The sequence below is a fragment of the Bacillus sp. FJAT-27445 genome (assembly GCF_001510665.1).
In the GTDB taxonomy this organism is placed as follows: domain Bacteria; phylum Bacillota; class Bacilli; order Bacillales; family Cytobacillaceae; genus Bacillus_D.
In genome coordinates this window covers 880286-904963 of record NZ_LMTI01000001.1, presented here as the reverse complement: position 1 = coordinate 904963, position 24678 = coordinate 880286, and the positions used below count along the sequence as shown (strand labels likewise).

28 protein-coding genes are annotated in these 24678 nt (G+C 44.1%); 21 read left to right on the top strand and 7 right to left on the bottom strand.

Annotation, left to right across the window (positions count from 1 at the left end; translation table 11 throughout):
* The first annotated feature begins 4 nt into the window (after positions 1-4).
* Together AR337_RS04515 and AR337_RS04510 are read left to right on the top strand one after the other, a co-directional pair.
* Positions 5-826 (top strand): protein kinase, encoded by an 822-nt coding sequence (locus tag AR337_RS04515; RefSeq protein WP_059170790.1) that lies wholly within the window; start codon positions 5-7, stop codon positions 824-826.
* The gene (locus AR337_RS04510; protein WP_059170789.1) at positions 813-1583 is read left to right on the top strand and encodes a sporulation protein; all 771 of its coding nucleotides are present in this window, start codon (positions 813-815) and stop codon (positions 1581-1583) included. Before AR337_RS04515 ends, AR337_RS04510 begins: the two co-directional genes overlap by 14 nt.
* Before the next feature lie 36 nt (positions 1584-1619).
* On the opposite strand, the gene AR337_RS23910 is transcribed toward AR337_RS04510, so the two are convergent.
* Positions 1620-1748, bottom strand: a complete 129-nt coding sequence (locus AR337_RS23910; RefSeq protein ID WP_301335704.1) for a hypothetical protein — start codon at positions 1746-1748, stop codon at positions 1620-1622.
* 177 nt (positions 1749-1925) lie between these two features.
* Between AR337_RS23910 and deoD the strand changes: the two genes are divergently transcribed.
* The 7 genes from deoD (at position 1926) to AR337_RS04480 (ending at position 8443) form a co-directional block, all read left to right on the top strand.
* The gene (gene deoD / locus AR337_RS04505) at positions 1926-2630 is read left to right on the top strand and encodes a purine-nucleoside phosphorylase (protein ID WP_059170788.1); all 705 of its coding nucleotides are present in this window, start codon (positions 1926-1928) and stop codon (positions 2628-2630) included.
* Between the two features lie 211 nt (positions 2631-2841).
* On the top strand, positions 2842-3687 hold the full coding sequence (locus AR337_RS04500; RefSeq protein ID WP_059170787.1) for a D-alanyl-D-alanine carboxypeptidase family protein: 846 nt from the start codon (positions 2842-2844) through the stop codon (positions 3685-3687).
* Positions 3688-3952: 265 nt separating this feature from the next.
* Positions 3953-5455: a S41 family peptidase gene (locus AR337_RS04495; RefSeq protein ID WP_059170859.1), complete on the top strand. Its 1503-nt coding sequence runs from the start codon at positions 3953-3955 to the stop codon at positions 5453-5455.
* 190 nt (positions 5456-5645) lie between these two features.
* On the top strand, positions 5646-6029 hold the full coding sequence (locus AR337_RS04490) for a hypothetical protein (protein WP_059170786.1): 384 nt from the start codon (positions 5646-5648) through the stop codon (positions 6027-6029).
* A 23-nt stretch (positions 6030-6052) separates the two neighbouring features.
* Positions 6053-6979, top strand: coding sequence for a GTP-binding protein (locus tag AR337_RS04485; RefSeq protein ID WP_059170785.1), 927 nt, complete (start codon positions 6053-6055; stop codon positions 6977-6979).
* Positions 6980-7081: 102 nt separating this feature from the next.
* Positions 7082-7225, top strand: coding sequence for a hypothetical protein (locus AR337_RS23445; protein WP_172797483.1), 144 nt, complete (start codon positions 7082-7084; stop codon positions 7223-7225).
* A gap of 375 nt (positions 7226-7600) precedes the next feature.
* The gene (locus AR337_RS04480; RefSeq protein WP_059170784.1) at positions 7601-8443 is read left to right on the top strand and encodes a hypothetical protein; all 843 of its coding nucleotides are present in this window, start codon (positions 7601-7603) and stop codon (positions 8441-8443) included.
* 16 nt (positions 8444-8459) lie between these two features.
* On the opposite strand, the gene AR337_RS04475 is transcribed toward AR337_RS04480, so the two are convergent.
* Complete coding sequence (locus tag AR337_RS04475; protein ID WP_059170783.1) at positions 8460-8705, bottom strand: hypothetical protein; 246 nt, start codon at positions 8703-8705, stop codon at positions 8460-8462.
* Between the two features lie 107 nt (positions 8706-8812).
* Here AR337_RS04475 and AR337_RS04470 point away from each other — a divergent pair, with 107 nt between their 5' ends.
* Positions 8813-9085 carry a hypothetical protein gene (locus tag AR337_RS04470; protein ID WP_059170782.1) on the top strand — a complete coding sequence of 91 codons (273 nt, stop codon included), beginning with the start codon at positions 8813-8815 and terminating at the stop codon, positions 9083-9085.
* 51 nt (positions 9086-9136) lie between these two features.
* On the opposite strand, the gene AR337_RS04465 is transcribed toward AR337_RS04470, so the two are convergent.
* Positions 9137-9574, bottom strand: a complete 438-nt coding sequence (locus tag AR337_RS04465) for an Hsp20/alpha crystallin family protein (RefSeq protein ID WP_059170781.1) — start codon at positions 9572-9574, stop codon at positions 9137-9139.
* A 149-nt stretch (positions 9575-9723) separates the two neighbouring features.
* On the opposite strand from AR337_RS04465, the gene AR337_RS04460 reads away from it, so the two are divergent.
* Positions 9724-10497, top strand: a complete 774-nt coding sequence (locus AR337_RS04460; RefSeq protein ID WP_059170780.1) for an SDR family oxidoreductase — start codon at positions 9724-9726, stop codon at positions 10495-10497.
* Between the two features lie 101 nt (positions 10498-10598).
* Here the strand turns inward: AR337_RS04460 and AR337_RS04455 are convergent, their stop codons facing one another.
* Both AR337_RS04455 and AR337_RS04450 read right to left on the bottom strand, forming a co-directional pair.
* The gene (locus tag AR337_RS04455; RefSeq protein WP_059170779.1) at positions 10599-11159 is read right to left on the bottom strand and encodes a GNAT family N-acetyltransferase; all 561 of its coding nucleotides are present in this window, start codon (positions 11157-11159) and stop codon (positions 10599-10601) included.
* A 298-nt stretch (positions 11160-11457) separates the two neighbouring features.
* On the bottom strand, positions 11458-12585 hold the full coding sequence (locus AR337_RS04450) for an amidohydrolase (RefSeq protein WP_059170858.1): 1128 nt from the start codon (positions 12583-12585) through the stop codon (positions 11458-11460).
* 425 nt (positions 12586-13010) lie between these two features.
* Here AR337_RS04450 and AR337_RS04445 point away from each other — a divergent pair, with 425 nt between their 5' ends.
* Positions 13011-13538, top strand: coding sequence for a hypothetical protein (locus AR337_RS04445; RefSeq protein ID WP_059170778.1), 528 nt, complete (start codon positions 13011-13013; stop codon positions 13536-13538).
* Between the two features lie 63 nt (positions 13539-13601).
* Complete coding sequence (gene dapF / locus AR337_RS04440) at positions 13602-14579, top strand: diaminopimelate epimerase (RefSeq protein WP_156424302.1); 978 nt, start codon at positions 13602-13604, stop codon at positions 14577-14579.
* A 29-nt stretch (positions 14580-14608) separates the two neighbouring features.
* Here the strand turns inward: dapF and AR337_RS04435 are convergent, their stop codons facing one another.
* On the bottom strand, positions 14609-16444 hold the full coding sequence (locus AR337_RS04435) for a DNA ligase D (RefSeq protein WP_059170776.1): 1836 nt from the start codon (positions 16442-16444) through the stop codon (positions 14609-14611).
* A gap of 132 nt (positions 16445-16576) precedes the next feature.
* On the opposite strand from AR337_RS04435, the gene AR337_RS04430 reads away from it, so the two are divergent.
* From AR337_RS04430 to AR337_RS04410, 5 genes are all read left to right on the top strand, one after another.
* The gene (locus AR337_RS04430) at positions 16577-17407 is read left to right on the top strand and encodes a Ku protein (RefSeq protein ID WP_059170775.1); all 831 of its coding nucleotides are present in this window, start codon (positions 16577-16579) and stop codon (positions 17405-17407) included.
* A 60-nt stretch (positions 17408-17467) separates the two neighbouring features.
* Positions 17468-18145, top strand: a complete 678-nt coding sequence (locus tag AR337_RS04425; protein ID WP_059170774.1) for a phosphatase PAP2 family protein — start codon at positions 17468-17470, stop codon at positions 18143-18145.
* Entirely contained in the window at positions 18142-18654 is a 513-nt protein-coding gene (locus AR337_RS04420; protein WP_059170773.1) for a metallophosphoesterase, read from the top strand. Before AR337_RS04425 ends, AR337_RS04420 begins: the two co-directional genes overlap by 4 nt.
* Before the next feature lie 198 nt (positions 18655-18852).
* The gene (locus AR337_RS04415; RefSeq protein WP_172797499.1) at positions 18853-19056 is read left to right on the top strand and encodes a cold-shock protein; all 204 of its coding nucleotides are present in this window, start codon (positions 18853-18855) and stop codon (positions 19054-19056) included.
* A gap of 16 nt (positions 19057-19072) precedes the next feature.
* Positions 19073-19963 (top strand): GNAT family N-acetyltransferase, encoded by an 891-nt coding sequence (locus tag AR337_RS04410; RefSeq protein WP_059170771.1) that lies wholly within the window; start codon positions 19073-19075, stop codon positions 19961-19963.
* A 473-nt stretch (positions 19964-20436) separates the two neighbouring features.
* Here the strand turns inward: AR337_RS04410 and AR337_RS04405 are convergent, their stop codons facing one another.
* Positions 20437-20718, bottom strand: a complete 282-nt coding sequence (locus AR337_RS04405) for a DUF6509 family protein (protein WP_059170770.1) — start codon at positions 20716-20718, stop codon at positions 20437-20439.
* Between the two features lie 286 nt (positions 20719-21004).
* Here AR337_RS04405 and AR337_RS04400 point away from each other — a divergent pair, with 286 nt between their 5' ends.
* From AR337_RS04400 to AR337_RS04390, 3 genes are read left to right on the top strand one after another with little or no spacing between them, the layout of a single operon-like run.
* On the top strand, positions 21005-21664 hold the full coding sequence (locus AR337_RS04400) for a molecular chaperone (RefSeq protein WP_059170769.1): 660 nt from the start codon (positions 21005-21007) through the stop codon (positions 21662-21664).
* A complete protein-coding gene (locus tag AR337_RS04395) occupies positions 21654-24044 on the top strand; it encodes a DMSO/selenate family reductase complex A subunit (protein ID WP_059170768.1) in 2391 nt (796 codons plus the stop codon). The genes AR337_RS04400 and AR337_RS04395 overlap by 11 nt, the downstream gene beginning before the upstream one ends.
* Positions 24045-24060: 16 nt before the next feature.
* Complete coding sequence (locus AR337_RS04390; RefSeq protein WP_059170767.1) at positions 24061-24639, top strand: DMSO/selenate family reductase complex B subunit; 579 nt, start codon at positions 24061-24063, stop codon at positions 24637-24639.
* Positions 24640-24678: the final 39 nt, after the last annotated feature.

Sequence of the window (24678 nt, the reverse complement as noted above, 5' to 3'; positions counted from 1 at the left end):
ATTTATGTACAAGAATTTCCTGCTGGCATGTTCAAATGCTTTCGAAAAGCCTATGCAAAAAGGCGAGTTAATTGAAGGCAAGTATGAAATTATAAAGTTGCTAGGCACCGGCGGGTATGGGCATACCTATCTCGCGTTTGACACAGTTCAAGGGAAAGAAATCGCTTTAAAGACATTGCGGCTTCATAAGCGGTTTTCCCGCTCTGAAAGGCAAAGCTTCCTTAAGGAACAGGAGTTCATGCAGCTCGCTTGCCATCCGAGCATTCCCGCCTTTTATGGGAACGGTATCCATAAAGGCATTCCGTTTTTTATAATGGAGTTTAAGAAAGGGAAAAATTTTGAACAGCTGATTTTCGAGGAAGGACGAATGTACAGTGAAAGGGAATCATTCGTAATCGCATATAAGCTCCTGGATATTCTGGACTATTTGCATGCCAAAGGAATCATCCACCGTGATATTCGAATCCCGAATGTGCTGATGGACCAACATGCTCTCTCTTTACTTGATTTCGGGCTCTCCTGTACGGAGGAGGAAAGTGCAGCTTTTACTGAACGGACCCATAACAAACTTCGAAAAGGGAAAAACCGACAGACGGATTTTTATGGACTGGGCCATTTCCTTCTGTTTCTTCTATATTCAGGTTATTCCGCCTCAGAAGGACAGCCTGAAAAAAGCTGGGAAGAAGAACTGAAGATCTCTTCTAAAGCCAGAGGGATTCTTAGGAGGCTATTACTGATAGACAGAGAATATACTGGTTGCGGAGAAATTAAGGCAGATATAGGACAAATCATTTTTCAGGGGGATGAAACCAATGTCGTTATTTAACAAGGTTTTGGCAAGCGTAGGAATCGGGGGTTCCAAGGTTGATACGAAGCTCGAAAACGATACGCTTGTACCAGGCGAAACTGTGAGGGGAATCGTTGAAATAATCGGCGGCAGCATCGAGCAAAGTATCGATTCCATCTTCCTATCCTTGAATACTACATACCTAAAGGAGTCGGGCGATAAAAAATACAGTGTAACTGCGTCAATCGATCGTTTTAAAATTGCCGAACCGTTTCAAATCAGCCCTAACGAGAAAAAGGCCATTCCTTTCTCATTCAGGCTTCCGCTTGATACCCCGGTAACAATCGGAAGGACTAAGGTTTGGCTATCGACTGGGCTCGATATTAAAAATGCAGTCGACCCAACTGATACGGATTATGTAAGGGTAGTTCCGAATAATGAAATGTCCGCCATCTTAACCGCCGTCCAGGATATGGGTTTCCGGTTAAGGGAAGCGGATTGCGAGCAAGCACCTTACCGGATGAGGCGCAGGCTCCCATTTGTCCAGGAGTTTGAATTTGTTCCCGTTTCGGGGCGTTTCAGGGGCCGGCTTGATGAACTTGAAGTTGTCCTGTTCCCGGGTGATGGCGGGGCCGTGGAAGTGCTCATGCAGGTTGACCGCCGTGCCAGGGGGCTTGGTGGATTCCTTTCAGAAGCGCTATCAACGGATGAATCGAATGTCAGGCTTTTGCTTTCTTCTTCAGACATTCCTCTTGCTCGCCAAAAAATTCAGGCAGTCATTGAGCGGTATTCATAGTTTTGACAAAAGGAGCAGCCCAAGGCAGCTCCTTTTTTACGTATTCTTGCGTTTTTTTGCCGAATATTCCTTTGCATGGGCTTCATGCTCCGCCACGATTTGCTCTGGCGGAATATGATTGTTTTTCTTAGGTGAATTGATGCGGTTTCTGTGCTTTTTTCCCATAAGAACCCCTCCTGAAAAACTTGGAAAATAGCCTGATCGTTTCCGTTGTCCAGGCACTTATTAATATTCCTACTTTTTTGAGGAGCATTCCCTTGCAAAGTTTTTATATTGACTTTCATTGTGGTATGATAAGGTCTGTGGTTAGACATCTAACAATTAGTTTTAGGAGGAAAAAAAATGAGCATTCATATTAGTGCAAAAGAAAATGAAATCGCCGAAACGGTTTTATTGCCGGGAGATCCTCTTCGTGCGAAATATATTGCCGAAACATTCCTTGAAGATGCAAAATGCTATAACGAAGTAAGGAATATGTTTGGCTACACTGGAACGTATAAAGGAAAAAGGATTTCAGTCCAGGGAACTGGTATGGGAATTCCATCCATATCCATCTATGTCAATGAATTGATTGAAAGCTATGATGTTAAAACGTTGATCAGGGTAGGAACATGTGGGGCGATCCAAAAGGATGTCAAAGTCCGCGATGTCATCCTGGCCATGACAGCTTCCACTGATTCCCAAATGAACAGGCTGAACTTTGGCGGCATTGACTATGCCCCGACTGCGAATTTCGAACTTCTTAAAAATGCATACGATGCGGGAGTCCAAAAAGGCCTTAACCTAAAAGTAGGGAATGTCTTTACTGCTGATTTGTTCTACAATGACAATGCCGACCACGAAAAGCTGGCCCAGTACCAAATCCTGGCGCTTGAAATGGAAACCACTGCGTTGTACACACTTGCTGCAAAATACGGCAGAAGGGCCCTTTCTGTCCTGACTGTAAGTGACCACATCCTTACTGGTGAAGTGACATCTGCCGAAGAACGCCAAATGACATTCAATGAAATGATTGAAGTAGCCCTCGAAGCGGCCATCAAGGAATAGAACTTGCTCCATTGAAACAGAGGCTCTTCATAATGAAGGGCCTTTTTTATCTTTTAAAACGGAATTTCCCAATAAAAACAGGGTATATCCATAATGTCCCTTATCAGCAGATATAAAAAAACAGCCGCCTCTCCTTGCCGTGGCAGGAAAGGAGCCTTATACTACTAATCAGATACCAAAATATTATAAAAGTCGACAATGGGTGGTAAAAATGAAAAAAACTTTGCTGATTATCAGCAGCTGCATGCTTCTCGCAGGGTGCAGCGAAGTGGATGATCTTGTTAGGAAAATTCCTTTTCTTAAAGATAAAATCAACACGGAAAGCCAATCTGGCCCCGAGGATAAAGCAACGTCCGATAATGAAGGACAAGCAGATCTGGCTGTGAACCAAGATGCAAGCGTTGAAGAGGGGCCGGTACTTGAGGCTGCCTATTTCAATCAAATTGCCGTTGCGGGCGGGAAAAAAGAAATTCAAAACCCCGATAATATCCTTGCGCTCGTAAATAAGGAATTTTCTCTTCCCGGTGGATATCGGCCGAACGATTTGGTAAAACCAGACATCGCATTTTCTTTTAGCGAACAGGATTTAGAGAAAAGCCTGATTAGACAAGAAGCTGGAAAGGCTATTGAGCAAATGTTCGCAAAGGCGAAAGAGGAAAATATCGAGCTTTTTGCGGTCTCCGGTTATCGGTCGTATGATAGGCAGAAGGATTTATTTGATGCGGAAGTAAGCAAAACAGGTCTTGAAATCGCTGCACAGGCGGTAGCTCTTCCAGGCCAGAGCGAGCATCAAACAGGGCTTACAATGGATATTGCGGCTAAATCGACCAATCTTAACCTAACCGAGGAATTCGGAGAAACCCCTGAAGGCAAATGGCTGGCTGCTAACTCCCACAAATTTGGGTTCATCCTTCGTTATCCAAAAGGAAAAGAATCCATTACCCAGTATCAGTACGAGCCATGGCATTTCCGTTATGTAGGGGTCCAAGCTGCAACGTTTATTTATGAAAATAATTGGACATTGGAGGAATTCTTCCAGCAGGTGAAGAAAATTTAGATGGAACCCTTGTACGGGTTTCTTTTTCTTTTCTGTTTAGAAACCACGGTTCAATCAAGTTATCGGTTACGCCTGGTTTTTCGTTAAAAACGTGTTCGAAAGTCTCTACACTTTTAAGGGGGAAACGAAGGATTTTGTAAAAACTACCTGAAGGATACAGGGATACTTAACGGTTTATGTAATCTTTCACGAATATTTCTTTGTCCATTATTTTAAAAAAATGGTATTCTAATTGATAAGGTTTGTATTTTTATTTTTACGGAAAATGGAAGTGGTGAAAGCTGTGGACGAACAAAATTCAGTACAGGAACAGGAGCAGCCTGCAGGGCAACAGAAGAAGACTGCAATTATACGGATGAAAATGCCTTATTTTATTATGCTTCTTCTATTCCTTGTTGTAATGGCATCAGGAATTACAGCTTTTGCGCTATCGTTCGGTAAGGTAAGCCATCCCGTCATAATTGGGGGAAGTTCCGAACGGGATGAATTTGCGAAGCTATACAAGGCCTATGATACCTTGAAGAAAGGCTATTTTCAGGACATTGATGAGGATAAAGTCATCAATGGTGCTATCAATGGCATGGTTCAGGCATTAGATGATCCTTATTCCACTTATATGGACGAAGAGGACGCCAAGCAATTCCAGCATAGTGTTTCTTCATCGTTTGAGGGAATTGGGGCTGAAATTCAGGAGAAAGACGGCCATATCATGATTGTTTCTCCACTAAAAGGTTCCCCTGCTGAAAAAGCTGGCCTAAAGCCCAAGGACATTGTCCTATCGGTCGATGGGAAAAGCATCCAGGGAATGTCCTCCACCCAGGCTGTCATGCTGATTAGAGGAGAAAAGGGTACCAAGGTCGAATTGACCATCCAACGGTCTGGAGTGGAAGGAACGATTAAGGTTCCAATCATTAGAGATGAGATTCCAATTGAAACAGTACATGGGGAAATGGTTGCCGATGGCATCGCCAAAGTCCAGATTACTACTTTTTCTACCAATACATCTAAGGAACTTGTCGATACATTGAATAGCCTCCAGGAAAAGGGAATGAAGGGCTTAATCCTTGATTTGCGCCAGAATCCCGGTGGCCTTCTTGAACAGGCGGTAGCCATATCAAGCATGTTCGTCCCTGAGGGAAAGCTCCTATTCAAGGTGGAAGAGCGGGATGGAACCGTCAAGGAATATAAGTCTCAAAATGAAGGAAACCCAGATTTTCCTCTTGTTGTCCTTATTGACAGTGGGAGTGCGAGTGCCTCTGAAATCCTTGCTGGGGCTGTGAAAGAGTCTGCGAATGTTCCGTTAGTCGGCGAAAAATCCTTTGGCAAAGGAACTGTACAGACAGTGGCGGATTTCCCGGACGGATCAAACGTGAAATTCACAACAGCGAAATGGCTTACACCACACGGGAACTGGATTCACAAAAAGGGGATTGAACCTGATCACAAAGTAGCCGTCCCCGACTATTACAACCTGCCTTATCTCGATCCAAAGCTTGAACTGAAAAAAGGTGGCTCTTCAAATGATGTAAAAACGGCTCAACAAATGCTGGAGGTACTAGGGTTTAGCCCGGGAAGTACAGACGGCTTTTTCGATGAAAAAACAGAAAATGCTGTAAAAGCATTCCAGGCAGCAAATAAGCTTCCGGAAACTGGCGCTGTCACTGGGAGTACCACTCAAAGAATCATTGAACTCCTCCAGGAAAAAATCATTAAAGATGACCCTCAGCTTAAAAAAGCGATTGAGGTATTGAAAAAGGAATTGAAATAACAATTAGGCCCGGCTACTTTGTTAGCCGGGTTTTGTTCATGCTTAAGCGCCTAAAAGCCTAAAGGTTTGTAAGTCGCAGGGAAATGCTATAAAATGTGAGCTTAGATAGTTCCTCATCTGTCAAGAGGGGAAACTGACGGCTAAAACGCCGCCCAGGTGAACCAAGAGTGTAAAAACGGGGTGAGAATTGTTGAAGCAAATCATCCATTTTGACGATAGGCTCAAAGAAGTGATTTTGGATCTGGAAAGCGCGTGCGAGAGAGTATGCAAAGCATTACAAACCAGATACCAGCCTGAATTTGCAGCCCTCGGACAAAAATTGGTCCTTGAACTGATCCGTTCGAAAAAAGGAAAAAAGCAGCCTGAAGGTGAATGCTTTAATGACGACTATGAATCGTTTATTGAAATTGGCCTAGAGAATGAAGAAGATTATTTTCCAAACGGGTACATCCCTGTATGGAAGTGCAAAGAAGAATGGTTCCAAAAAACTGGGTATTTGACAGAAAAGGATGAAAATAAGATTCAAGAAATGGCTGAAGCGATGGTAAAGGAAATGCTTGAAGAGCTTGAATAGTGGGATTTATGAAGGGGAGTAAAATGAAACGGACAGAAATTTATATCCTATCCGGTTTCCTTGGGAGCGGGAAGACGACCTTATTAAAAAGGCTTCTTGAGGACGAGCGGGACAATGGCAGGAAAGTGGCTGTTATGATGAATGAACTCGGAAACATATCTATTGATTCCGATGAAGTTGGAGAAGATGTGGCGCTAAAGGAACTATTGGGTGGCTGCATTTGCTGCACGATCAGCGGCCAGGTAGAAGCCCAGCTTCAAGGTCTGCTCCATATCGAAAAACCCGATGCGGTTTACGTTGAAACAACCGGGGCAGCACACCCCGTCGAGGTCCTAGATGCGATGCTATCCCCTCTGTTTGCGGATAAGCTCCAAGTGAAAGGAATTATTTCAACAGTTGATGGGCGGCGGTGGCTTGAAAGGCAACAGATGGGTCCGCAGCTGCAGCAGCTTCTGATTGAACAGGTGAGGCATGCGGATTATCTGATCGTAAATAAAGCCAGTGACTTATCTGAAAAAGAACAAGCGGAAGTAGCCATTAGCCTTCAAGGTTTAAATCCGCATGCAAAATGCATCCTGACTAATTTTTCAAAAGTTCCGATTAAGGATATCCGGAAACTTTTCTATAAACGTGAGAATTCGATTTCCGGGGATGGCCACTTCCATACTCACGACCTTGGCCTTTCTGCATTTGTCCATACCTTTAGCAATCCTGTAAGCAGGGATGAGTTTGAGGACTTCCTTAGAAGGCTGCCGGACACTGTATATAGGATTAAGGGATATATAAAATTCAAGGGTTCCGTTTATCCAGACCTTTTTCAGTTTTCATACGGGATGCCTTCTTATTTCAGGGAGGATATGAACATGCCGTTGAATCTCGTTCTAATTGGCGAAAATATTGAATGGGATCGTATCAGCCGGCAGCTATTGAGCCTAGAGGAGGGCAAGTAAGCTGGTTTTGCTTCCTTGTAAAGGGGTATTGATTTATAAGTATCCCTCAAAAAAGGAGTTGGTCAGCCTATGCCATGAACAAAAGACGACTATCCGGTTTCAATGAAAAACCTCGACCCAGATGTCCGGGAGAAAGCCATTGACATTGCCAATGCGCTGCTCGAGGATGGTAATGATGAAGGGAAAGCAATCGCTATCGGTATTGATAAGGCAAGGGAATATATCCATAATCATGAAAAAGATTGAATCTTCGCCTCCGTTCCTTGAACGGGGGCGTTTGTTAAAAGGTGGTCGAAACGGCCTTCATCTGTGAAAAAATGTGTTGAAGATCGTTTTATGTTAGAAAACCAGTCGAAGCGGTCTTCAACTGGCTTTTAGGCAAGAACATATTTTTATTCGCCTCATTTATTGATTTATTCACCTCATTCTATGATTTATTCACCCCATTCTTGTCTTCATTCGCCCTTATCTAAAAATTCCGATAATTCACACTGGATAACCCATTTAATTCGCAAGCTTACTTAATATGAAAACCCTTCTTTGCAATTTAATGGTATGAAGTGGGTGGCAGGGTGGGAAACTTTCTTTATTGCATATTACATCAAGGGATGGGTGGAGAGATTGTTAAACAGAACAATCCTGGTATTAGTAGCGTTCGGAATCCTTTTTCATCAGCCAAGTACTACTTCATTGGCAAGAAGCCCCGAAGTAAAAATGGCTCCTTGGCATGAAGCGGATAAGCTTTTCCCAAGGTACGCGAAGTTTACAGTTGTTGATGCGGAGACTGGCCTTAAATTCCGCGTTCAACGACGAGCGGGAAGCAGGCATGCCGATGTTCAGCCATTGACTTCAAACGATACGGCAATCATGAAAAAAATATACAATGGAAAATGGAGCTGGAAGAGAAGGGCCATCTATGCCTTGCACGGAAAGAATAGGATTGCGGCCTCGATGAACGGAATGCCGCATGGAGCTGGAGCATTAAAAAATAAGTTTCCAGGCCATTTTTGCATCCATTTTTACAAAAGCTCAACACATAGCAAAAGGGAGATGGATCTATCACACAAGCTGATGGTCTATAAGGCAGCGGGAAAGCTCGAAGGATTGCTGGCTTCCGCGAATCCTTATGAAGCGGTTACTTATTATGTGGCTGGATACAAAGAGCAAGATCGGCGCATCGTTGACTTATTGTCGATAAAAAAACTGGAGTGGAGCAGTGTTTTTAATGAAGTAGAAGGGGTGAAAATCAGCCGGCTGCCTATGGTAGGGCCAGAGGATATGGAAGAAGAGTTGATTGTACAATTGCCTATTGAAATAGAATGGCATACGAAAAGCCGTGGGAGGTATTTGGCGAAGACCGAAATAATCTGTTTCCGCTCTTCGCCCTTTGCTCCTTGGAAAATTGATTCTCTTCAATTTATTAAAGGGAATGGACTTTTGCCTGACAGCCATAAGGAATCCTAAAAAGGAACTAGGGTCCTTATGTTGGTAATTGGCCAAATTTTATAAAGGTTATTTCATCCTCTATCAGGCCGCAAACACCGCACTGGATTCGGTATTCGGGACCAGAATAGGCGATATGGAAAGGTTCAAGGTTATCCCTGTCGTATTCGGACTTAATATCACCTGTTAACGGATCGAGTTTAACGGAATGGGCTATTTGGTCGATGATGTTAAAACGGCTGCGATTCGTTTTGCAGTTGGGGCATCGATATGGGTGCGGCATAGTGGCCTCCTGAAATAAAAGTGTTGTTCCCCCTATTTTTTGCAAACAGTTTGGTTAATATGTACAATTTTATTGAATAAGGAATTCTATGGGGGAGCTGAAGGAAAATGGCGGATTTGAATTTTTCCCATTTGCTGAATGAATACCGGAAAATTTGGAACAACCGCCTTTTGGAAAACGAGGGGCGTAACGATGAAGTAATACTTAAAGAAACGATAAAAAGGGAATTAAGGGATGAAAACTCCCATCCCCGGGTAAGGAAGCCAATCCATTTTAAATTTTATTATGCGGTAAAAAGAATCTTGGACTCTGGATTAGAAAAAGAAGCAAAGATGGAACTTATCGAGCTTCATGCCATCATCATAGAGGAATTAGGATGAGCCTTTGTAATAAGTTTTAGAACCGAATTGGGATGGATAGGGCAGAACGTATTACATAAGATTGATTTCAGACATCTGCACGTCAAAGGCCCTAATAAGCTTTATTTCGAGGATGCCGTCTCGGACACTTGCCGTTGCTCCTTTTTTCTTTACAACAGCAGGCAGTTCGTATGCCTGTTTCTGGCCCTGCTCAGGGATATTCTCAATAAACAGCTGATTAGAGGTATGGAAAAGGCGGATACTTTCCATCGAATCTTCTGAAATCGGAATTCTCGCATAAACATAATCATGGGTTAAAAAAACTTGCGCCTGGGCGTGCGGCACGTGTCTGGATTGGGCTTCATCTGATACTTGGAAGGAATCTACCGACCCTTTGGGGAGGTAGGCTTCAATCGCCTCGCGTACATATTTTTCGATTGAATCAGGTTTCATGTCCTTCATCATCGATGACATATCTTTATTGAATGGAAACGATCCCCAAGGGAACATATGAACCATCCTTTCTTAGTCCATGGCCATTCAGGCGTGCTTAGCTATACCATTCTATGATGAAAACGCCTAAAGGTTCAGTTTCCTTATTTGCTATTTTCCAAATCGAATTCTTAAAAAACTCAAAGGGATTATTAGGGGGGGAGCCGATGGTAAAAAGGACAGCGCTAATTACCGGGGGTGCTGCCGGGATTGGAAAAATGACCGCTCTTCATTTGGCGGAAAAAGGATACGACCTTGTAATTAATTACCGTTCTAGTCGGCAAGCAGCTGAATCGCTTGCTGACTTCATTGCTACCGAATATGCTGTAAAATGTATTCTCGCCCAGGGGGATGTGTCAAGAGAGGAAGATTGCAGTAGCATTGTTTCCACTGCGCTCGAGCATTATCCATCCCTCGATATATTCATCCATAATGCAGGTCCATACATACATGATAGGAAAGGGGTGACAGACTATACATTCGAGGAATGGAACTCAATTCTGAATGGGAATCTTTCATCTGCCTTTTATCTTTCAAAATTGCTTTTGCCTCATATGCGGGCTCGAGGCTGGGGCAGGATTATCACCCTTGGGTTTGACAGAGTCGAAAATGCGCCGGGCTGGATTTACCGTTCTGCATTCGCCGCCGCAAAAACCGGGCTTGCCTCGCTGACAAGAACAATCGCGCTGGAGGAGGCAGCAAACGGAATAACTGCCAATATGGTGTGCCCAGGTGATATCGTTGCCGATTGGAAAGAACAAAAAATAGAGGAAGCAGTGGGGAACACAGAATTAAATGCCCCTGTCGGAAGACCGGGTACTGGTGAAGATATCGCCCGTGTGATCGGATTCCTGGCCGACGAAAAATCTGATTTCATAACAGGAAGCATTATTCCGGTTACGGGTGGGCTGGATGTTTTGGGTAAAATTAACAGAATATGATTTGGTAAAGGGTCATATTCTTCAAACGAGTCTTACCATAACATTATTATGTAAACCGTTAACAAAAAACCAAACCGCCCATTTCCGGCGGTTTGGTTTTTTTATGCTTCCAGAAGCTTGCTTTCCTCCTGGGTAAAGGCTTGGTTCCTCATTAAATGGAAGGAATATTGGTCTTTTGGGACTTCATATAAGTCGAAAATATGTTCTGTAGAATTCAATTGGCTATAGAGATTAGGCCTGGTTTCATTTGCCTTTACTGTGTATGGCAACTTTTCCGCGGCTTTAAGCGAACGCAGATTAGCTTTCCTGATTCTCATAAAGACGGTTTCAATGCCAAGCTCATAAAATGCTTCTTGAAAGAATGCTTCCTTGGCGAGGCTATTAAAGCCGCGTCCATGGAAAGGCTTGCCAAGCCATGTTCCTAGAAATCCTGCATTTGATTCAATATCGAACAAGGATATAGTGCCAATCGGCGTTCCCCACTCATCGAGGATGGTACGGGATATGACCTCGCCGCGCTCTTCGGCTTCGATTGTTTGTTTTGTTAAAAAGAGAAATTCATCATAAGAATGGGCTTTGTGCCGAACAAATGGGAATACATCCGGATGGGTGATAAGGTCGTATAATGCATGGCAATCATTGAGATCACGTTTTTTCAACATAGGGAAAGCCCTCCAGTCAGGGCAGACCGGTCCCCTGGGAAAGGAACATTCCACCCTCGAAATTTTTTTGAGTTGCGAAAAAAATTTCGGGGTGGGAATCGAACCCACTAGGACCAGTTAAACTGGTGGCGCACCATTTGCCTTCCCAATGCACAATATTAAAATGATGATCTGCCAGTACGGCAGGACAATGTAGTTAAACACAGTTTAAAGAGTTTTTACTAAAGTATCATACAAGAATTTTCTTGAAAAATAAATAGGTTTTTTGGCGGAATTTTAAATTGTTTTTCGCTAAATTTCAACAATGGTTCACATATTCCAGCCTTCCATTGATTATTGTCCAGACGGGCTTGGCTAAAAAATGGAATGGGTGGTGGCTCCAAAGCACAAGATCGGCATCCTTGCCTTCTTCAATGCTGCCAACGCGCTGCTCTATTCCAAGGTTCCTCGCTGGGAGAATGGTTATTCCTTCAAGCGCTTTTTGTTCCGCTAACCCTTCCCTTACAGCAATTGCCGCGCACACATTTAAGTATTGAATGGGGGTATATGGATGATCGGTGGTAATCGAAACTTCAATTCCGTGTTTTGTAAGCTCCTGATAGGTGGTCCAGCTTTTATTTTTTAATTCCACCTTCGCTCTTCTGGTCAAAGTCGGCCCGACCGAAACCATTAATCCCAAGCCAGCAAGCTCTCTCGCGATCAAGTGTCCCTCCGTACAATGCTCAATTCGCAAATCGAGGCCGAATTCCCCAGCGAAACGCAAGGCTGCCATAATATCGTCTGCTCTGTGGGCATGGATTCTGACCGGGATTTCCCTTCTTAAAGCCATTAGTAACGGAAGTGTCCTTAAATCTTCTTTTTCCTCATATAGCGCCTGGTTAAAAGCTTCCCTGAGCATGCCCATTATTCCCATCCGGGTCAGCGATTGGTTCTTTCCGTTGCTATGGACACGCTTTGGATTTTCGCCAAGTGCAATTTTCAGACCGGCCACTGGCTTAATAATCATATCCATGACATTTGTGCCGGCTGTTTTTATAACAGATGTTGTCCCTCCGATAACATTGGCGCTCCCCGGCATGATATGGACAGTAGTGATTCCAGCCTGGATTGCATCCTTAAACGACGAATCAAGCGGATACACCCCGTCCATTGCGCGTATATGGGGAGTAATAGGTTCAATTGTGTCGTTTGCATCATTGCCTGCCCACCCCATCCCTTCATCATAGAGGCCTAAATGTGTATGGACGTCTATGAATCCAGGAAGCAAATAGAGATTGCCGCATTCAATCCGATGAATCGTCTCCTCTTCTTTTATATTCCTGCCAATTCTCTTTATTTTCCCGTGTTCTACAAGGATATCGCAATGATCCAATGGCATTGCTGTAATTGGCGTGACACGCGCATTTCTTATTAAAATTCTTTCCATTTTCATACCCCATTGCCTCTATAATAAACAGCCGTCATGAACATCCTGCTCCTCCCAAGATCTTTTAAATTAATATATGCTGCATATAACTTTTGATTTCTGGCGTATGAAATCGAAATTCGGCCAGAATTTAGGAAACCAACGGGTGGTATGGGAATGAAAAGGAAGTGCTGGAAATAGAATGTAGAAAAAGGCAATGAGGGGCAAAAATGAAAATCACTGATTATTACTATCAATCATCAATAGCATCCTTACATTCCAGTTTGGCATTTCTGTTTCCAGCTATTATTCTCATCGCAGTCAATATAGTTTTTTTGAGTAACAAGCCCGTTATCCTTCTATGTCTGCCGTTTCTTTTTATCAGTCTGTGTTACTTTCAAACTCATCTATACACAATGAAGAGTGCCGAGGAATCCGCCGCCAAGATGGAAGATAAATCCGATACATATATGGAGGCCAGGCATTTTATTCTTTTTTTTGAAAATAAATTAAAGCCGGGGTTACTACTTTTTTCGCCAAATGGAACGAAAATCGGTGAAATGAAAAGACAGAGTCAGTCTGTTTCATCTTTTGATAAAGAGTATGTATTAGTAGATGGACAGGCTATGCTGCTTGCTATTTACAGTGTTAGCCAGGACGGAATTCGGATTTTCGACCATGAACGGCGCGAGCTTGGCATGCTCTGCAAAGCACCCGATGGCTGGGCCATACTTTCAGAAAACGGGGACAAGCTTGCCTCAATTGAGAGTTCAAGATTCTTTATGGATGTTAAAATTGCCGGAGAGGGTATAGAAGGGACAAGCAGGCTAAGGAGAGGTTGGATGCCGGTGGAATGGAATCTTTATTCCTATGTCCCAAATGCACCTGTTTTTACCATTCCAGCTAATATGAATTGTGAGGCAAGGATTCTTCATTCAGCTTTACTGATAAGGGAATTTTTTATTTACCGCTAATATAGAAATTTCCCCATCACTGTGCGATTCTTTAACTGACGAGAGATGCGGGAGGTTAAAGTTTTGGAATTTGAATTTATTAAAGTACACGGTTCGGGAAATGATTTTTTGCTAATTGATGAACTTTTTAATAAAGAATTGTTTCCGGAAGAGGAAAGGACCAAGGCAGCCCGCCTCTTATGCGATAGGGAGAATGGACCAGGCGCTGACGGGATTTTGTTTATCCAGAAAAGTGAACATGCCGATGCCAGGATGAGGGTGTTCAATGCAGATGGCTCCGAGGCATCGATGTGCGGCAATGGGCTTCGCTGCGCAGGGAGGTATGTTTGTGAAAAGCTCGGACGGGATTCGGCAATAATTGAAACAATGAAGGCAAATCTAACTGTTCAAAAATTCCCGGAGATTAGTGAAGGGGTAGCGACCTTTAATGTCGAAATATCACCGGTCTCATTCAAACTAAAGGATTTGCCGCTAAATCTTAAACAGGAGTCACTTTTGAATGGTGAAATTGCCGAATTGTCAGAAGATCTCCGTTTTACTGCCATGGCGGTTCCCAATCCGCACTTAATAGCGATCGTTGAGGAAAGCGACCTAAGGGGAGCTCTTCAAAAGGAGCTTAGCGAAAATGTGAATGGGCCGAATGAGCTGTTTTCCGATGGAGTAAATGTAAGCTTTGTTAAACCATTGGCGGAAGGCCATATCTATGTGAGGACATTTGAGCGGGGAGTCGGCTTTACTAACGCGTGCGGGACGGCAATGTCGGCATCGTCGCTGGTAACCTGCTTGAATGGATTGAATGAAATTGATCGGCCTATTTCTGTTTACAATGATGGCGGCATGGTACAATGTATCGTCAGAAGCATAGAAGGCAGCTACAAAATTGAGTTGATTGGAAACGCGACGTTCCTATACCGAGCCCGTGCAAATGTGGATGTTTCCTCTGGAAGCAGCAGGTTTGACGAGGTGGAAAATTACGGGGAGCAGGAAAGATATTCGTTTTTGCAGAATAAGGCACAGCAGTTTCTTGCTGAACACAAATAAGCATTAGGGAGCTCTTTTCGGCTCCCCATTTATTTTTTCTGTGTTTTTAAAAATTCCAATACCGGTCCAAACGGCTGAGAATCGCCCGCCTTAAAGTAATCCCTGAATGGATCTCCTTCGCTTCTGTACCGATTAAGAATTGTTTGCAAATTAAAATCCTTTGGGTTCAGATTTTCGCCAACTTCTTCCCAAAAAAGCGGGGCAGCCACGCCTGCATAGCTGTTGCCCCTGGGAGAATAGGGGGCAATGATCGTTTTCCCGGGGGCATGCTGGACATAGTCGACATACAGCCTGCCGCCTCGGTTTTTTTTGAGTCGTTCGGTCGTGAAAAAGCCGGGTTCCTTCGAGACAAGGTAGTTAGCGATAAATTCAGTAAACAATCGTGTATCGTCGAAGGTGAAGGAATCCGCGGGAAGCGGGAGATACACCTGGAGCCCTTTATTGCCTGATGTTTTTATAAAACCGATCAGGCTAAGTCCGTCAATCACTTCTTTAATATGAATCGCCGCCTTGACGGCCAATTTGAAATCATCCCTGGAAGGGGGATCGAGATCAAGGACGATTTCCGAAGCTCTATCAGTATCGATCGTATGGAAAGGGATATGGTATTCGATGGCAAGCTGGTTCCCTAGCCATACTAGTGTTTTCAAATCGTTGCAAACGATATATTTTATTCCTTCATCCATGTGGGTTTCAATGAATTCTGGGGCGTAATCCGGACAGTTTTTCTGATAAAAGGCTTCGCCAAACATGCCATGGGGATAGCGAATCACGGTTAATGTTCTTTTTTGCAAAAAGGGCAGCATGGATGGCGCTATTTCCATCAAATAATGGACGAGATCCAGTTTGCGAACAGAGGGAGTTTTCCACACCGGTTTATCTGGATGTGTCAGTTCTATATCACCAGGAACATTCTTTTGATTGAAGCGAAATTTGTCAAAAGTGCAGTCCTCTGGCTGCAAATCAAAACGGAAGCGGCTAAAATGGGGCTCTCTAAGCTGATCATCATACAGTTCGAGGTATTTAACTTCGAAGCATATTGCAGGCTCCACATACAAAAACCTGTTGTCTTCTTCCTTGCTGTTTTGTTTGATCACAGTAAACAATGCCTGTTTTTCCTCGGGTTTCAGGCCAAACAGGATATGCCCGACCTGAATAATCTCTCCATCCTTATACACTCCACAGTAGTAATATCCATTCGATTTCTCATAAGCCGTTAGGAAGCAATCCACCAATTTCCAATTCTTATACTTGATCCACTGAGTGGTACGCTTTCCCGCTTCCCAAAGGCCTCTGGGATCCTTTGCAACAATGCCTTCCCCGTCGTGGAGGACAACCTCCTCCCAAACTTTTTCAAAATCCTTGTGGGGTACCACAAGCTGGAGAAGCTCATTTCCATTTGCATTTGGCTCTAGCGGCATTCCTGTTTTTAAAAATAAATCCATTAGCCGTCTTTTTCGCTCAATGTAGGAAAGTGATTGGGTATACTCTCCTGATTCGAGCAGCAGGTCAAAGGCCATCAGACGTGCTGGGTTTTTCCTGGCTGCTTCCGTAATCCTTTTTTCAGCTTTCATTCGGCCTCTAATCTGAATCGCCGAAAAATTGGCCTTGTATTCATTGTCAAGAATCACCAGTTCGCAATCCAGACGTAAAGGGAGAAAATGCCGGAATTTTTCAAAGTGCTCAAGAAGAAAATCTTTTATTTCCGGGAATTGGGGCAAGAGTGGCTTTTCGTTTCGGCTGGTAAGGCGAGGGCCATCCGCATCCCAATCGAGAATGGCCCTGAACCCATCGTATTTTACCTCGTAAAACCAGCCTTTACGATTAGGCGGGTCAAATTGCAATACAGGCAGCATTGGCTTCATTGGTATTCCACCCCTACACTTTTCAGTTAGTTTGTGACAATGTCCCACACAGTATCATGTTTTCCAAAACTTTAACAGATTGCCACAGCGAAAAGGACGCAAACTAATACCAAAAATGAATGGAGAATCGTTATGCATACAATTTGGAAAGGAAGCATCAGTTTTGGGCTTGTCAACATCCCCATTAAGCTTCATGCCGCAACCGAGGACAGGGATGTAAAACTCAGGACACTGCATAAGGAATGCAATTCGCCAATCAAATATGAAAAGGTTTGCCCTGTTTGCGACCGGGAAGTGAAAAATGAGGAAATAGTGAGGGCATATGAGTATACAAAGGGAAAGTTTGTGGTATTAGATAACGAAGACCTTGAGAAATTGAAGAAAGAAAATGAAGATAAAGCGGTTGAAATTATTGATTTTGTAAAAATGGAAGAAATTGATCCTATCTATTATGACCGAAGTTATTTCATGTCGCCTCATGAGGGGGGAAGCAAAGCGTATTCCCTCTTGAGGAAGGCGTTAGAGGATTCAGGGAAGGTTGGCCTCGCAAAAATTGCCATCCGTTCCAAGGAACAGCTTGCCGTCATCAGAGTATATGAAAATACACTGGTCATGGAAACAATTCACTATCCTGATGAGGTCCGAAAAGCAAACGATGTTCCGAATGTTCCGGATGCCGATAAAGTAACAGAAAGGGAACTTGCAACCGCCATTCTTCTAATTGATCAGCTGACAACAGATTTCGTTCCGGAAAAATACAAAGATGACTACCGGACCGCTTTGCTCGATTTAATTGAAGCTAAACGGGCGGGCCGGGAAGTTGTCGCCCCTGCAGCGAAAGAAGCTCCATCAAACGTTACAGATCTCATGGCGGCCCTGCAGGCATCCATCGACAGGACGAAACCGAAAACAAAAGCGGCAGCACCAAAGAAAAAAGCTGCAGCCCGAAAAAAGCAGGCATAGCAATAGGGCCGGTCCAACTAAGGATCGGCCCACGAAAAACTTAGCGTGAAGGTGGCTTTAATGGTAAATAGATTAATGAAGTTGGCATTTTCATTTATGGGACTGGCATCAGTCGTACTGCTGGGATTTTTGTATGTATTTGTGAAGGTTGCGGAGGAATTAAGGGAAAACGAACTAGAAAAGTTTGATAGAACCATCATTGGTTTTGTCCAGGGAACGGTATCTCCTAACTTGACAGAACTGATGCTTTTCATCACCATGATTGGTTCGGTTGCATGGATTACTTCCGCTGTCATTGCTTTTATGGCGGCTGCCTTCCTTAAAAAGCAATGGAGGGTAGGACTGTTTATAGGATTATCCTCTGGATTTGGCTCCATATTTAATTTATTCCTAAAAACCTTATTCAAGAGGCAGAGGCCAGATATTGAGCCTCTAATCATAGAACAGGGTTTTAGTTTTCCAAGTGGGCATTCAATGGGTTCAATGATCTTTTATGGAGCAGCCGCCTTTCTAACTTTTCACTATGCAAAGAAAAGCAGAACAAAAATGATCTTGCCAGGGATGTTCCTGCTGTTCATCTTCCTAATCGGAATCAGCAGAGTTTACCTCGGGGTCCATTTTCCAAGTGATATTATAGGCGGATTTTCAGCAGGGGGCGCATGGCTGACGATTTGCATTATCCTTTTCCTCTACTATGAAAAAAGGCAGAAAATAAAGGAAGGGAATCATCACCTATGAAAATTGTTGTACTTTCAGATACCCATATTCCTAAAAAAGCGAAAGTACTTCCAATTGCCCTTTTAGCCGAGTTGGAAACAGCAGACTTGATCCTCCATGCGGGTGATTGGCAGGTTCCGGAGGTTTATACAATGCTTTCAGTTTTTGCGGGGGTAGAAGGCGTTCATGGGAATGTTGATAATCCGGAAGTGAAAAGCCTTTTTCCAGAAAAGAAAATAATCCGGGCCGGAAAGTTCAAGATGGGCATCATCCATGGCCACGGTTTGGGAAAAACAACAGAAAAACGTGCCGTTGAAGCGTTCAGCGGTGAAACCGTGGACTGTATTATCTTTGGCCATTCCCATATTCCTGTAAATAAGTATTCCGGAGACATTCTCCTCTTTAATCCCGGTTCTGCCACTGACAAACGGCGCCATAATAGGTATTCATACGGAATCATCGAAGCAGGTGAGGAACTGCTGGCAAGGCATGTCTTTTTTGAAAGTAAGTTGCCAGGCATTTTGGATTAGACCAAATCAGGAAAGTAAGGTATAATCGTTAGTAGAAATTATTTAACTCATTTAAGTTCACCGTTTATAAAGAGTGGCCAGGAGTCCTTTTTATAGATCGGTGATTTTTAGTTCAGGGACATCCGGTTGGGTCAGATGTAAGCCCGATGCGGGTTGTTGCATGGCCGAATTTAAAACAAATCATGGAGGTGCCTGGGAATGGCGTTTGGAAGAAGGAATACTGAAGAAGTGATTCTGGAAGAAACGGAAATATGGGAGTGCACGGCGGAAGGATGCAAAGCTTGGATCAGGGATAATTTTAAAAGCACCGATGAACCTTCGTGCCCTATCTGCAATAGTGCAATGCAAAAGACTACAAGGGAAATCCAGGTTGTAGCCAACACAAGCAAACGATACATTTAATCAGGGATGGATTTGAATGGAAATTGTCCGGGTGAACGGTCGCAATATCAGCAAATTTGTGAAGTATTGCAAGGAGAACAGGGATAGCCTTGATGATACGTTCCTAATTGACGAGGAACTGGATAAATTAATGCTTGATAGCGATGACCCTTCCTTTATGGCAATTGACGCCGGTAGGACCATCGGAGCTGTTTCTTTAAAAATGGACGCGTATTTGCTTAGGGGAAAGAGGGCAAGGTTTCGAATTTTCCATAGTAATTCCGGATCAACGGAAGTGTATCGGCGCTTATTTTCGGCCATTAAGCCAGAAATGGAACGAGTAGAAAAAGTATTTATTTTCGTGCCGGAAAAGGGTGCCGACCTAAGGAGTCAGCTTGTAGAGCTTGGATTTACCCTTGAGAGGTATGCCTATTTATTGATTAGGAAAGCCCAAATGACGCCTAAAGTCGCCCTTCCAGTAGGCTATTCCTTAACGGAATTTGTACCTGGCACTGATGAAAAGGCCTATTGCCAAATCCGGAATGCGGCTTTTTCAGCTCTTGCTGGTTCTGAAACTCCCCTCACCATTGAAGAAGTAAAAAAGATTTACGCACGCCCCGACTATTTGCCGGGTGGAATCTTGTTTCTTTATCATGCAGGAAGCCCGGTTGGCATTGTTCGTGTCGCAAGGGAATACTATAACGGCAACCATTATGCGTTAATCGGACCAATCGCTCTGCTCCCGGAGTATCAAAAGAAGGGGCTGGGCCGCCAGCTGCTTAGAGCGGGCCTCGCTGCAGGCAGGACATTTGGTTTGGATGAGGCAATCCTGAGTGTGAATGCGGAAAACGAACAGGCCGTCCGCTTGTATGTAAGTGAAGGCTTTGAAACGGATGAATGCTTTGTTTCCTATATTTATTTTATATAAAAAAGGTATCCTACGCCCGCATGCGAGGATACCTTTTTCTTTGTCCAGCTCCACCAGAATAAGCTTCGGAAGCATAAGCCTCGCACGAAGAAAAAGCGATAGCACAAGGAAAGCTTCCCTGAAATTACATCGCACGAAATTATGCGTTAGCATAATTGAGGATTTTCGAGGAGCGCCTAGCCAGTTTTCATCCTGAAAAGCATCTTTGAGTATCTTGTAACAAATCATGGCTTGATAAAGCGATGATTTGTTACAGCTCGAGGTCATAAGCCGGTTCCCTCCGGAGGGCAGGCCCGTCCTCGGAAATGCTCGCATTTCCTTCGTGCGTGGGCGAATTTGGGGATGACAATTCAGTGTCCTGCGGGCCCCGTCTTATGCTGGTCGGGGCTGACCACTAAGGAAAGCTCCCTGGAATAATCATCGCAGGGACAGGCGATTTTTGCCTGTCGCGAAGGCGCTTCCACATTTAATTTTTACACGAAATTTTGGCTGCAATAATGCAAGACCATTTCTTCTTCGTCTTCCTCTAATTCAAAGTCAAATACTTTTCCGGATTCTTTTTCAAAAAAATTGTATTGGGCGATTTTATGTTCTTCACCTTCCACTGAAAAAATCACCTTTAATCCGGTACCTAATTCTGTATAAAGTTCATCTTCCTCATCGACACGTATATCAAGCAGAAACTCATAACGTTCTCCTGCCAAAAGACCGAATGGATCTTCAAGGTATTCTACTGTATGGCCTGTAATTTCCATTGCATTTTCCTCCTAAAAGCTTCTGGCGGCTATCCTCACCACTTTTAAAATACCATAAACCAATTTCTTTTTAAAGGAACGGAAGATATAAGTCAAATTCAAGGCAGTAAGGAAAGACAAATTCCGAACAATATGTGAATTGTTGAGCAAATCAACTTACCTACAAAATAAAATTGCTAAAATTAGGTTGTATAGTAGTTTATAACAGATAAAACAAAAATGAAGAAGTGGGGGCTAGTACTTTAAAACCATATGCGAAAATGTTCACATTAAAGAGGTGGAACAATTGGCGACAAATTTAGAGACGAATGGGCTTATCCCGTTGTTGGAGGCCCGGCACAATTTATACCTGATTCTGCATGGTTTGTTTTTTGCGCCGCTTGATAAAGAGTGGGTCGAATCTTTTCTTGTTAATGGTGATGTAGATGGCCTACAAGACCTTGGAGTAGGCGGTACGGAACTGTACGAGTTTTTTAAAGAAAATCACGACCTTGAAAGGGAAGCTAAAGAATACTCGAGGTTGTTTATTGGTCCAGGTACCTTGCCCGCGCCGCCATGGGAATCGTTTTATACAAGCAGGGAGCAAATGCTGTTTGACGAATCGGCATTTGCAGTCAGGCAGCAATACCATAGTGTGGGCCTCAAGTTTGCAAAAGAAAACAATGAACCGGATGACCACTTGGTGCTTGAGCTCGAATTTATGATCCGCTTAATCGAAAAAGGGATAGGCGCGCGTGACTCCACGGTGCTGAACCGCTGCCTAAAGAAGGAGCTTTACTTTCTGAAACAACATCTCGGAAAGTGGATAGGTAAGTTCGGGAAAGCTCTCGCTAATAGCACCTCCAGTAAGCTTTATAAGGGGGCCGCATTATTGGCAGCCGATTTTATCGCCCAAGATATTGAATGCCTGAACGAAGTATTGGAGGGAATGTCGCATGCCGGATAAAGAACAGATTAACGGTGTATTGGATAAGCAATTTAAAAGGCGGACTTTTTTAAAATGGTCAGGTGGAATTGGCATCCCGCTCGTGCTTGGAGGGTTCGGCGCGATGCAGCTAATCAATAAGAAACAGCCAGAAAAGGGGTTAAAAGCGGAAACTCCTGAAAAAATTATTTCGACGTGCAGCATCAACAATTGCGGCGGCCGCTGCGTTATTAAAGCCCATGTAAAGGACGGCCAAGTCGTAAGGATCAGTACGGATACGAATGAAGATACAGTTCTTTCGCCGCAAATGCGAGCGTGCATCCGAGGAAGAGGATACAAAAAAATGCTCTATCACCCCGACCGCTTGAAATATCCAATGAAAAGGGTCGGCAAACGGGGAGAAGGAAAATTTGAACGAATCTCCTGGGATGAGGCAACTGAAATCATAGCCAAAGAGATGAAGAGAATCGGAGATACGTACGGGCCGGAGTCCAGATACGTGAATTATGCTTCTGGGCAGTCTTGGGGACTATTTGGGGGCAGGAATATGGCCAGGAAGTTGCTGGCGATGACGGGGGGATATCTCGGATATAGGAACGACTATAGCTCGGGAGCCGGAAATGTGGCAACGCCCTACACATACGGAACAAATGAATCTGGATCTAGTTTCGATTCGTTCCTTCATTCCAAATACATCATTCTTTGGGGGCACAACCCTTCTGAAAATATCTTTTCCACTCCCTACACGTCCTACTTGCGGGAAGCAAAGAAAAATGGCGCAAAGATAATAGTAATTGACCCCCGCTACACGGACACAGCAATCGCATTTGCGGATGAGTGGATTCCAATCCTGCCAACAACTGATAATGCAATGATGGATGCAATGGCGTATGTCATGATTACTGAAAATCTTTATGACAAAGAGTTTGTCGATAAATATTGCATCGGCTTTGATGAATCGCATATGCCAGATGGAGTGCCAAAAGAGGAAAATCTAAAAAACTACCTGCTTGGAAAAACGGATGGCATTCCGAAAACCCCCGAATGGGCAGAAAAAATTTGCAAGGTACCTGCATTTAAAATAAGGGAAATAGCGCGGGATTACGCGACCATTAAACCGGCTGCACTCTTGCAGGGCTGGGGGCCGCAGCGCCATGCATACGGGGAACAAATCATGCGCGGCGGGGCGCAGCTCGCCTGCCTGACTGGAAACGTTGGCAAGCTTGGCGGGTGGGCAGCTGGTACGGGCTACTGGTCGAGGTCGGATATCGTTTATCCAATCCAGCACGAGAATCCAGTAAAAGCGTCCATTCCATGCTTCCTTTGGGCAGATGCGGTCGAAAGAGGAACGGAACTAACCGCGGAGGACGGCCTTCAAGGAACTGATAAACTTACCACGAATATTAAACTGATCTTCAATATAGGCGGCAATATGCTCGTAAACCAGCATTCCGATATCAACAAAACAATCAAGCTGCTTGAGGATGAAAGCAAGGTCGAGTTCATCATGGTGAGCGATTTGTTTATGACATCCAGCGCGAAGTATGCCGATCTTCTCTTACCTGGAACATCGTTTTTTGAAAGGTGGGACATTGGCGTCCCATGGTGCTTTGGCGACTATGTGATTTTAGGCGAAAAGGCGATCGAACCCCTATATGAGTGCCGGAATGAGTATGATGTGTTCGCTGATGTTGCCGAGCATTTCGGGCTAAGGGAAGCATTTACCGAAGGAAGGACAATGCTTGATTGGGTGAAGGTCAGCATTGAGAGAACGAGGGCGGAGCTAGATCCTGGATTCCCGACTTTTGAGGAATTCAAGGAAAAAGGAATCCATCATTTTACGTTTGACGAAACGCTCGTCGGCTTCAAAAAACAGATTGAAGACCCGGCAAATCATCCGTTCGAAACACCTTCAGGAAAAATCGAGCTCTTTTCAAAAGCGCTCTGGGATATGAACAAGCATGATGTCATCCCGCCTTTTGCCAAATACGTTCCCGCCTGGGAAGGGCCGGCCGATCCGCTGAAGGAGAAATACCCGTTGCAATTGATCAGCTGGCATTACAAACGCCGCTGCCACTCAACCCATGACAACAACCCATGGCTTGAGGAAGCAGCACGGCAGGAAATGTGGCTTAATCCGGTAGATGCCGCGGCAAGAGGCTTAAAGGACGGGGACCGGGCAAGGGTATTCAATGACCGGGGCATTCTGGCCATACCGGTTAAAGTCACAAGCCGTATAGCACCGGGAGTCGCCGCGATTCCACAGGGTGCATGGTATTCTCCGGACAAGGATGGAATCGACCAGCGGGGCTCCATTAATGTGCTGACCGCTCAAAGGCCGACTCCGCTTGCAAAAGCAAACCCACAGCAAACCAATCTTGTCGAGGTCCAGAAAGCATAGGGGGGAGTGGCCGACGATGGCACAAATGGGTTTTTATATTAATCAAAGCCTTTGCTCAGGCTGTAAGGCATGCACAGTAGCATGCAAGGATAAAAAAAATCTTGAAGTCGGGATGAATTTCCGGAGGGTGTATGGCTTTGAAGAAGGGGCGTATATTCAAAAAGGGACGGCCATTGTCCCCAATATTAAAGCGTTTTACTTTTCAATTTCTTGCAACCATTGTACAAAGCCGGCGTGTGTCCCAATATGCCCGACGGGGGCAATCGTAAAAAGGAAGAAAGACGGGATTACTGTCATCGATCAGGATAAATGCGCCGGAACAAAATTTTGTGTCTCGGCATGCCCGTATGGAGCACCGCAATACAACGAGAAATTATTTAAAACAAATAAATGCGATTTCTGCCTCGATCTGCAGGCAAAGGGCGAGGATCCGGTTTGCGTCTCTACATGCCTCATGAGAGCAATTGAGTTTGGCCCAATAGAAGAACTCCGGAAAAAATACGGAACCGTCAATGAAGTAAAAGGAATGCCAAGCGCGGCAATCACCAATCCGAATTTGGTGATCACTCCGCATAGGCATGCTGTAAAAAGATAGTTTTTACGTAAACGAAGAATTCTGATAACTTTATGATAA

Excerpts from the sequence above, each read along its gene's own strand:
- AR337_RS04515 (WP_059170790.1), top strand. The coding sequence starts at position 5 with ATGTACAAGAATTTCCTGCTGGCATGTTCAAATGCTTTCGAAAAGCCT.
- AR337_RS04510 (WP_059170789.1), top strand. The coding sequence starts at position 813 with ATGTCGTTATTTAACAAGGTTTTGGCAAGCGTAGGAATCGGGGGTTCC.
- AR337_RS23910 (WP_301335704.1), bottom strand. The coding sequence starts at position 1,748 with ATGGGAAAAAAGCACAGAAACCGCATCAATTCACCTAAGAAAAACAAT.
- deoD (WP_059170788.1), top strand. The coding sequence starts at position 1,926 with ATGAGCATTCATATTAGTGCAAAAGAAAATGAAATCGCCGAAACGGTT.
- AR337_RS04500 (WP_059170787.1), top strand. The coding sequence starts at position 2,842 with ATGAAAAAAACTTTGCTGATTATCAGCAGCTGCATGCTTCTCGCAGGG.
- AR337_RS04495 (WP_059170859.1), top strand. The coding sequence starts at position 3,953 with ATGGAAGTGGTGAAAGCTGTGGACGAACAAAATTCAGTACAGGAACAG.
- AR337_RS04485 (WP_059170785.1), top strand. The coding sequence starts at position 6,053 with ATGAAACGGACAGAAATTTATATCCTATCCGGTTTCCTTGGGAGCGGG.
- AR337_RS23445 (WP_172797483.1), top strand. The coding sequence starts at position 7,082 with ATGAAAAACCTCGACCCAGATGTCCGGGAGAAAGCCATTGACATTGCC.
- AR337_RS04475 (WP_059170783.1), bottom strand. The coding sequence starts at position 8,705 with ATGCCGCACCCATATCGATGCCCCAACTGCAAAACGAATCGCAGCCGT.
- AR337_RS04470 (WP_059170782.1), top strand. The coding sequence starts at position 8,813 with ATGGCGGATTTGAATTTTTCCCATTTGCTGAATGAATACCGGAAAATT.
- AR337_RS04465 (WP_059170781.1), bottom strand. The coding sequence starts at position 9,574 with ATGTTCCCTTGGGGATCGTTTCCATTCAATAAAGATATGTCATCGATG.
- AR337_RS04460 (WP_059170780.1), top strand. The coding sequence starts at position 9,724 with ATGGTAAAAAGGACAGCGCTAATTACCGGGGGTGCTGCCGGGATTGGA.
- AR337_RS04455 (WP_059170779.1), bottom strand. The coding sequence starts at position 11,159 with ATGTTGAAAAAACGTGATCTCAATGATTGCCATGCATTATACGACCTT.
- AR337_RS04450 (WP_059170858.1), bottom strand. The coding sequence starts at position 12,585 with ATGGAAAGAATTTTAATAAGAAATGCGCGTGTCACGCCAATTACAGCA.
- AR337_RS04445 (WP_059170778.1), top strand. The coding sequence starts at position 13,011 with ATGGAAGATAAATCCGATACATATATGGAGGCCAGGCATTTTATTCTT.
- AR337_RS04435 (WP_059170776.1), bottom strand. The coding sequence starts at position 16,444 with ATGAAGCCAATGCTGCCTGTATTGCAATTTGACCCGCCTAATCGTAAA.
- AR337_RS04430 (WP_059170775.1), top strand. The coding sequence starts at position 16,577 with ATGCATACAATTTGGAAAGGAAGCATCAGTTTTGGGCTTGTCAACATC.
- AR337_RS04425 (WP_059170774.1), top strand. The coding sequence starts at position 17,468 with ATGGTAAATAGATTAATGAAGTTGGCATTTTCATTTATGGGACTGGCA.
- AR337_RS04420 (WP_059170773.1), top strand. The coding sequence starts at position 18,142 with ATGAAAATTGTTGTACTTTCAGATACCCATATTCCTAAAAAAGCGAAA.
- AR337_RS04415 (WP_172797499.1), top strand. The coding sequence starts at position 18,853 with ATGGCGTTTGGAAGAAGGAATACTGAAGAAGTGATTCTGGAAGAAACG.
- AR337_RS04410 (WP_059170771.1), top strand. The coding sequence starts at position 19,073 with ATGGAAATTGTCCGGGTGAACGGTCGCAATATCAGCAAATTTGTGAAG.
- AR337_RS04405 (WP_059170770.1), bottom strand. The coding sequence starts at position 20,718 with ATGGAAATTACAGGCCATACAGTAGAATACCTTGAAGATCCATTCGGT.
- AR337_RS04395 (WP_059170768.1), top strand. The coding sequence starts at position 21,654 with ATGCCGGATAAAGAACAGATTAACGGTGTATTGGATAAGCAATTTAAA.
- AR337_RS04390 (WP_059170767.1), top strand. The coding sequence starts at position 24,061 with ATGGCACAAATGGGTTTTTATATTAATCAAAGCCTTTGCTCAGGCTGT.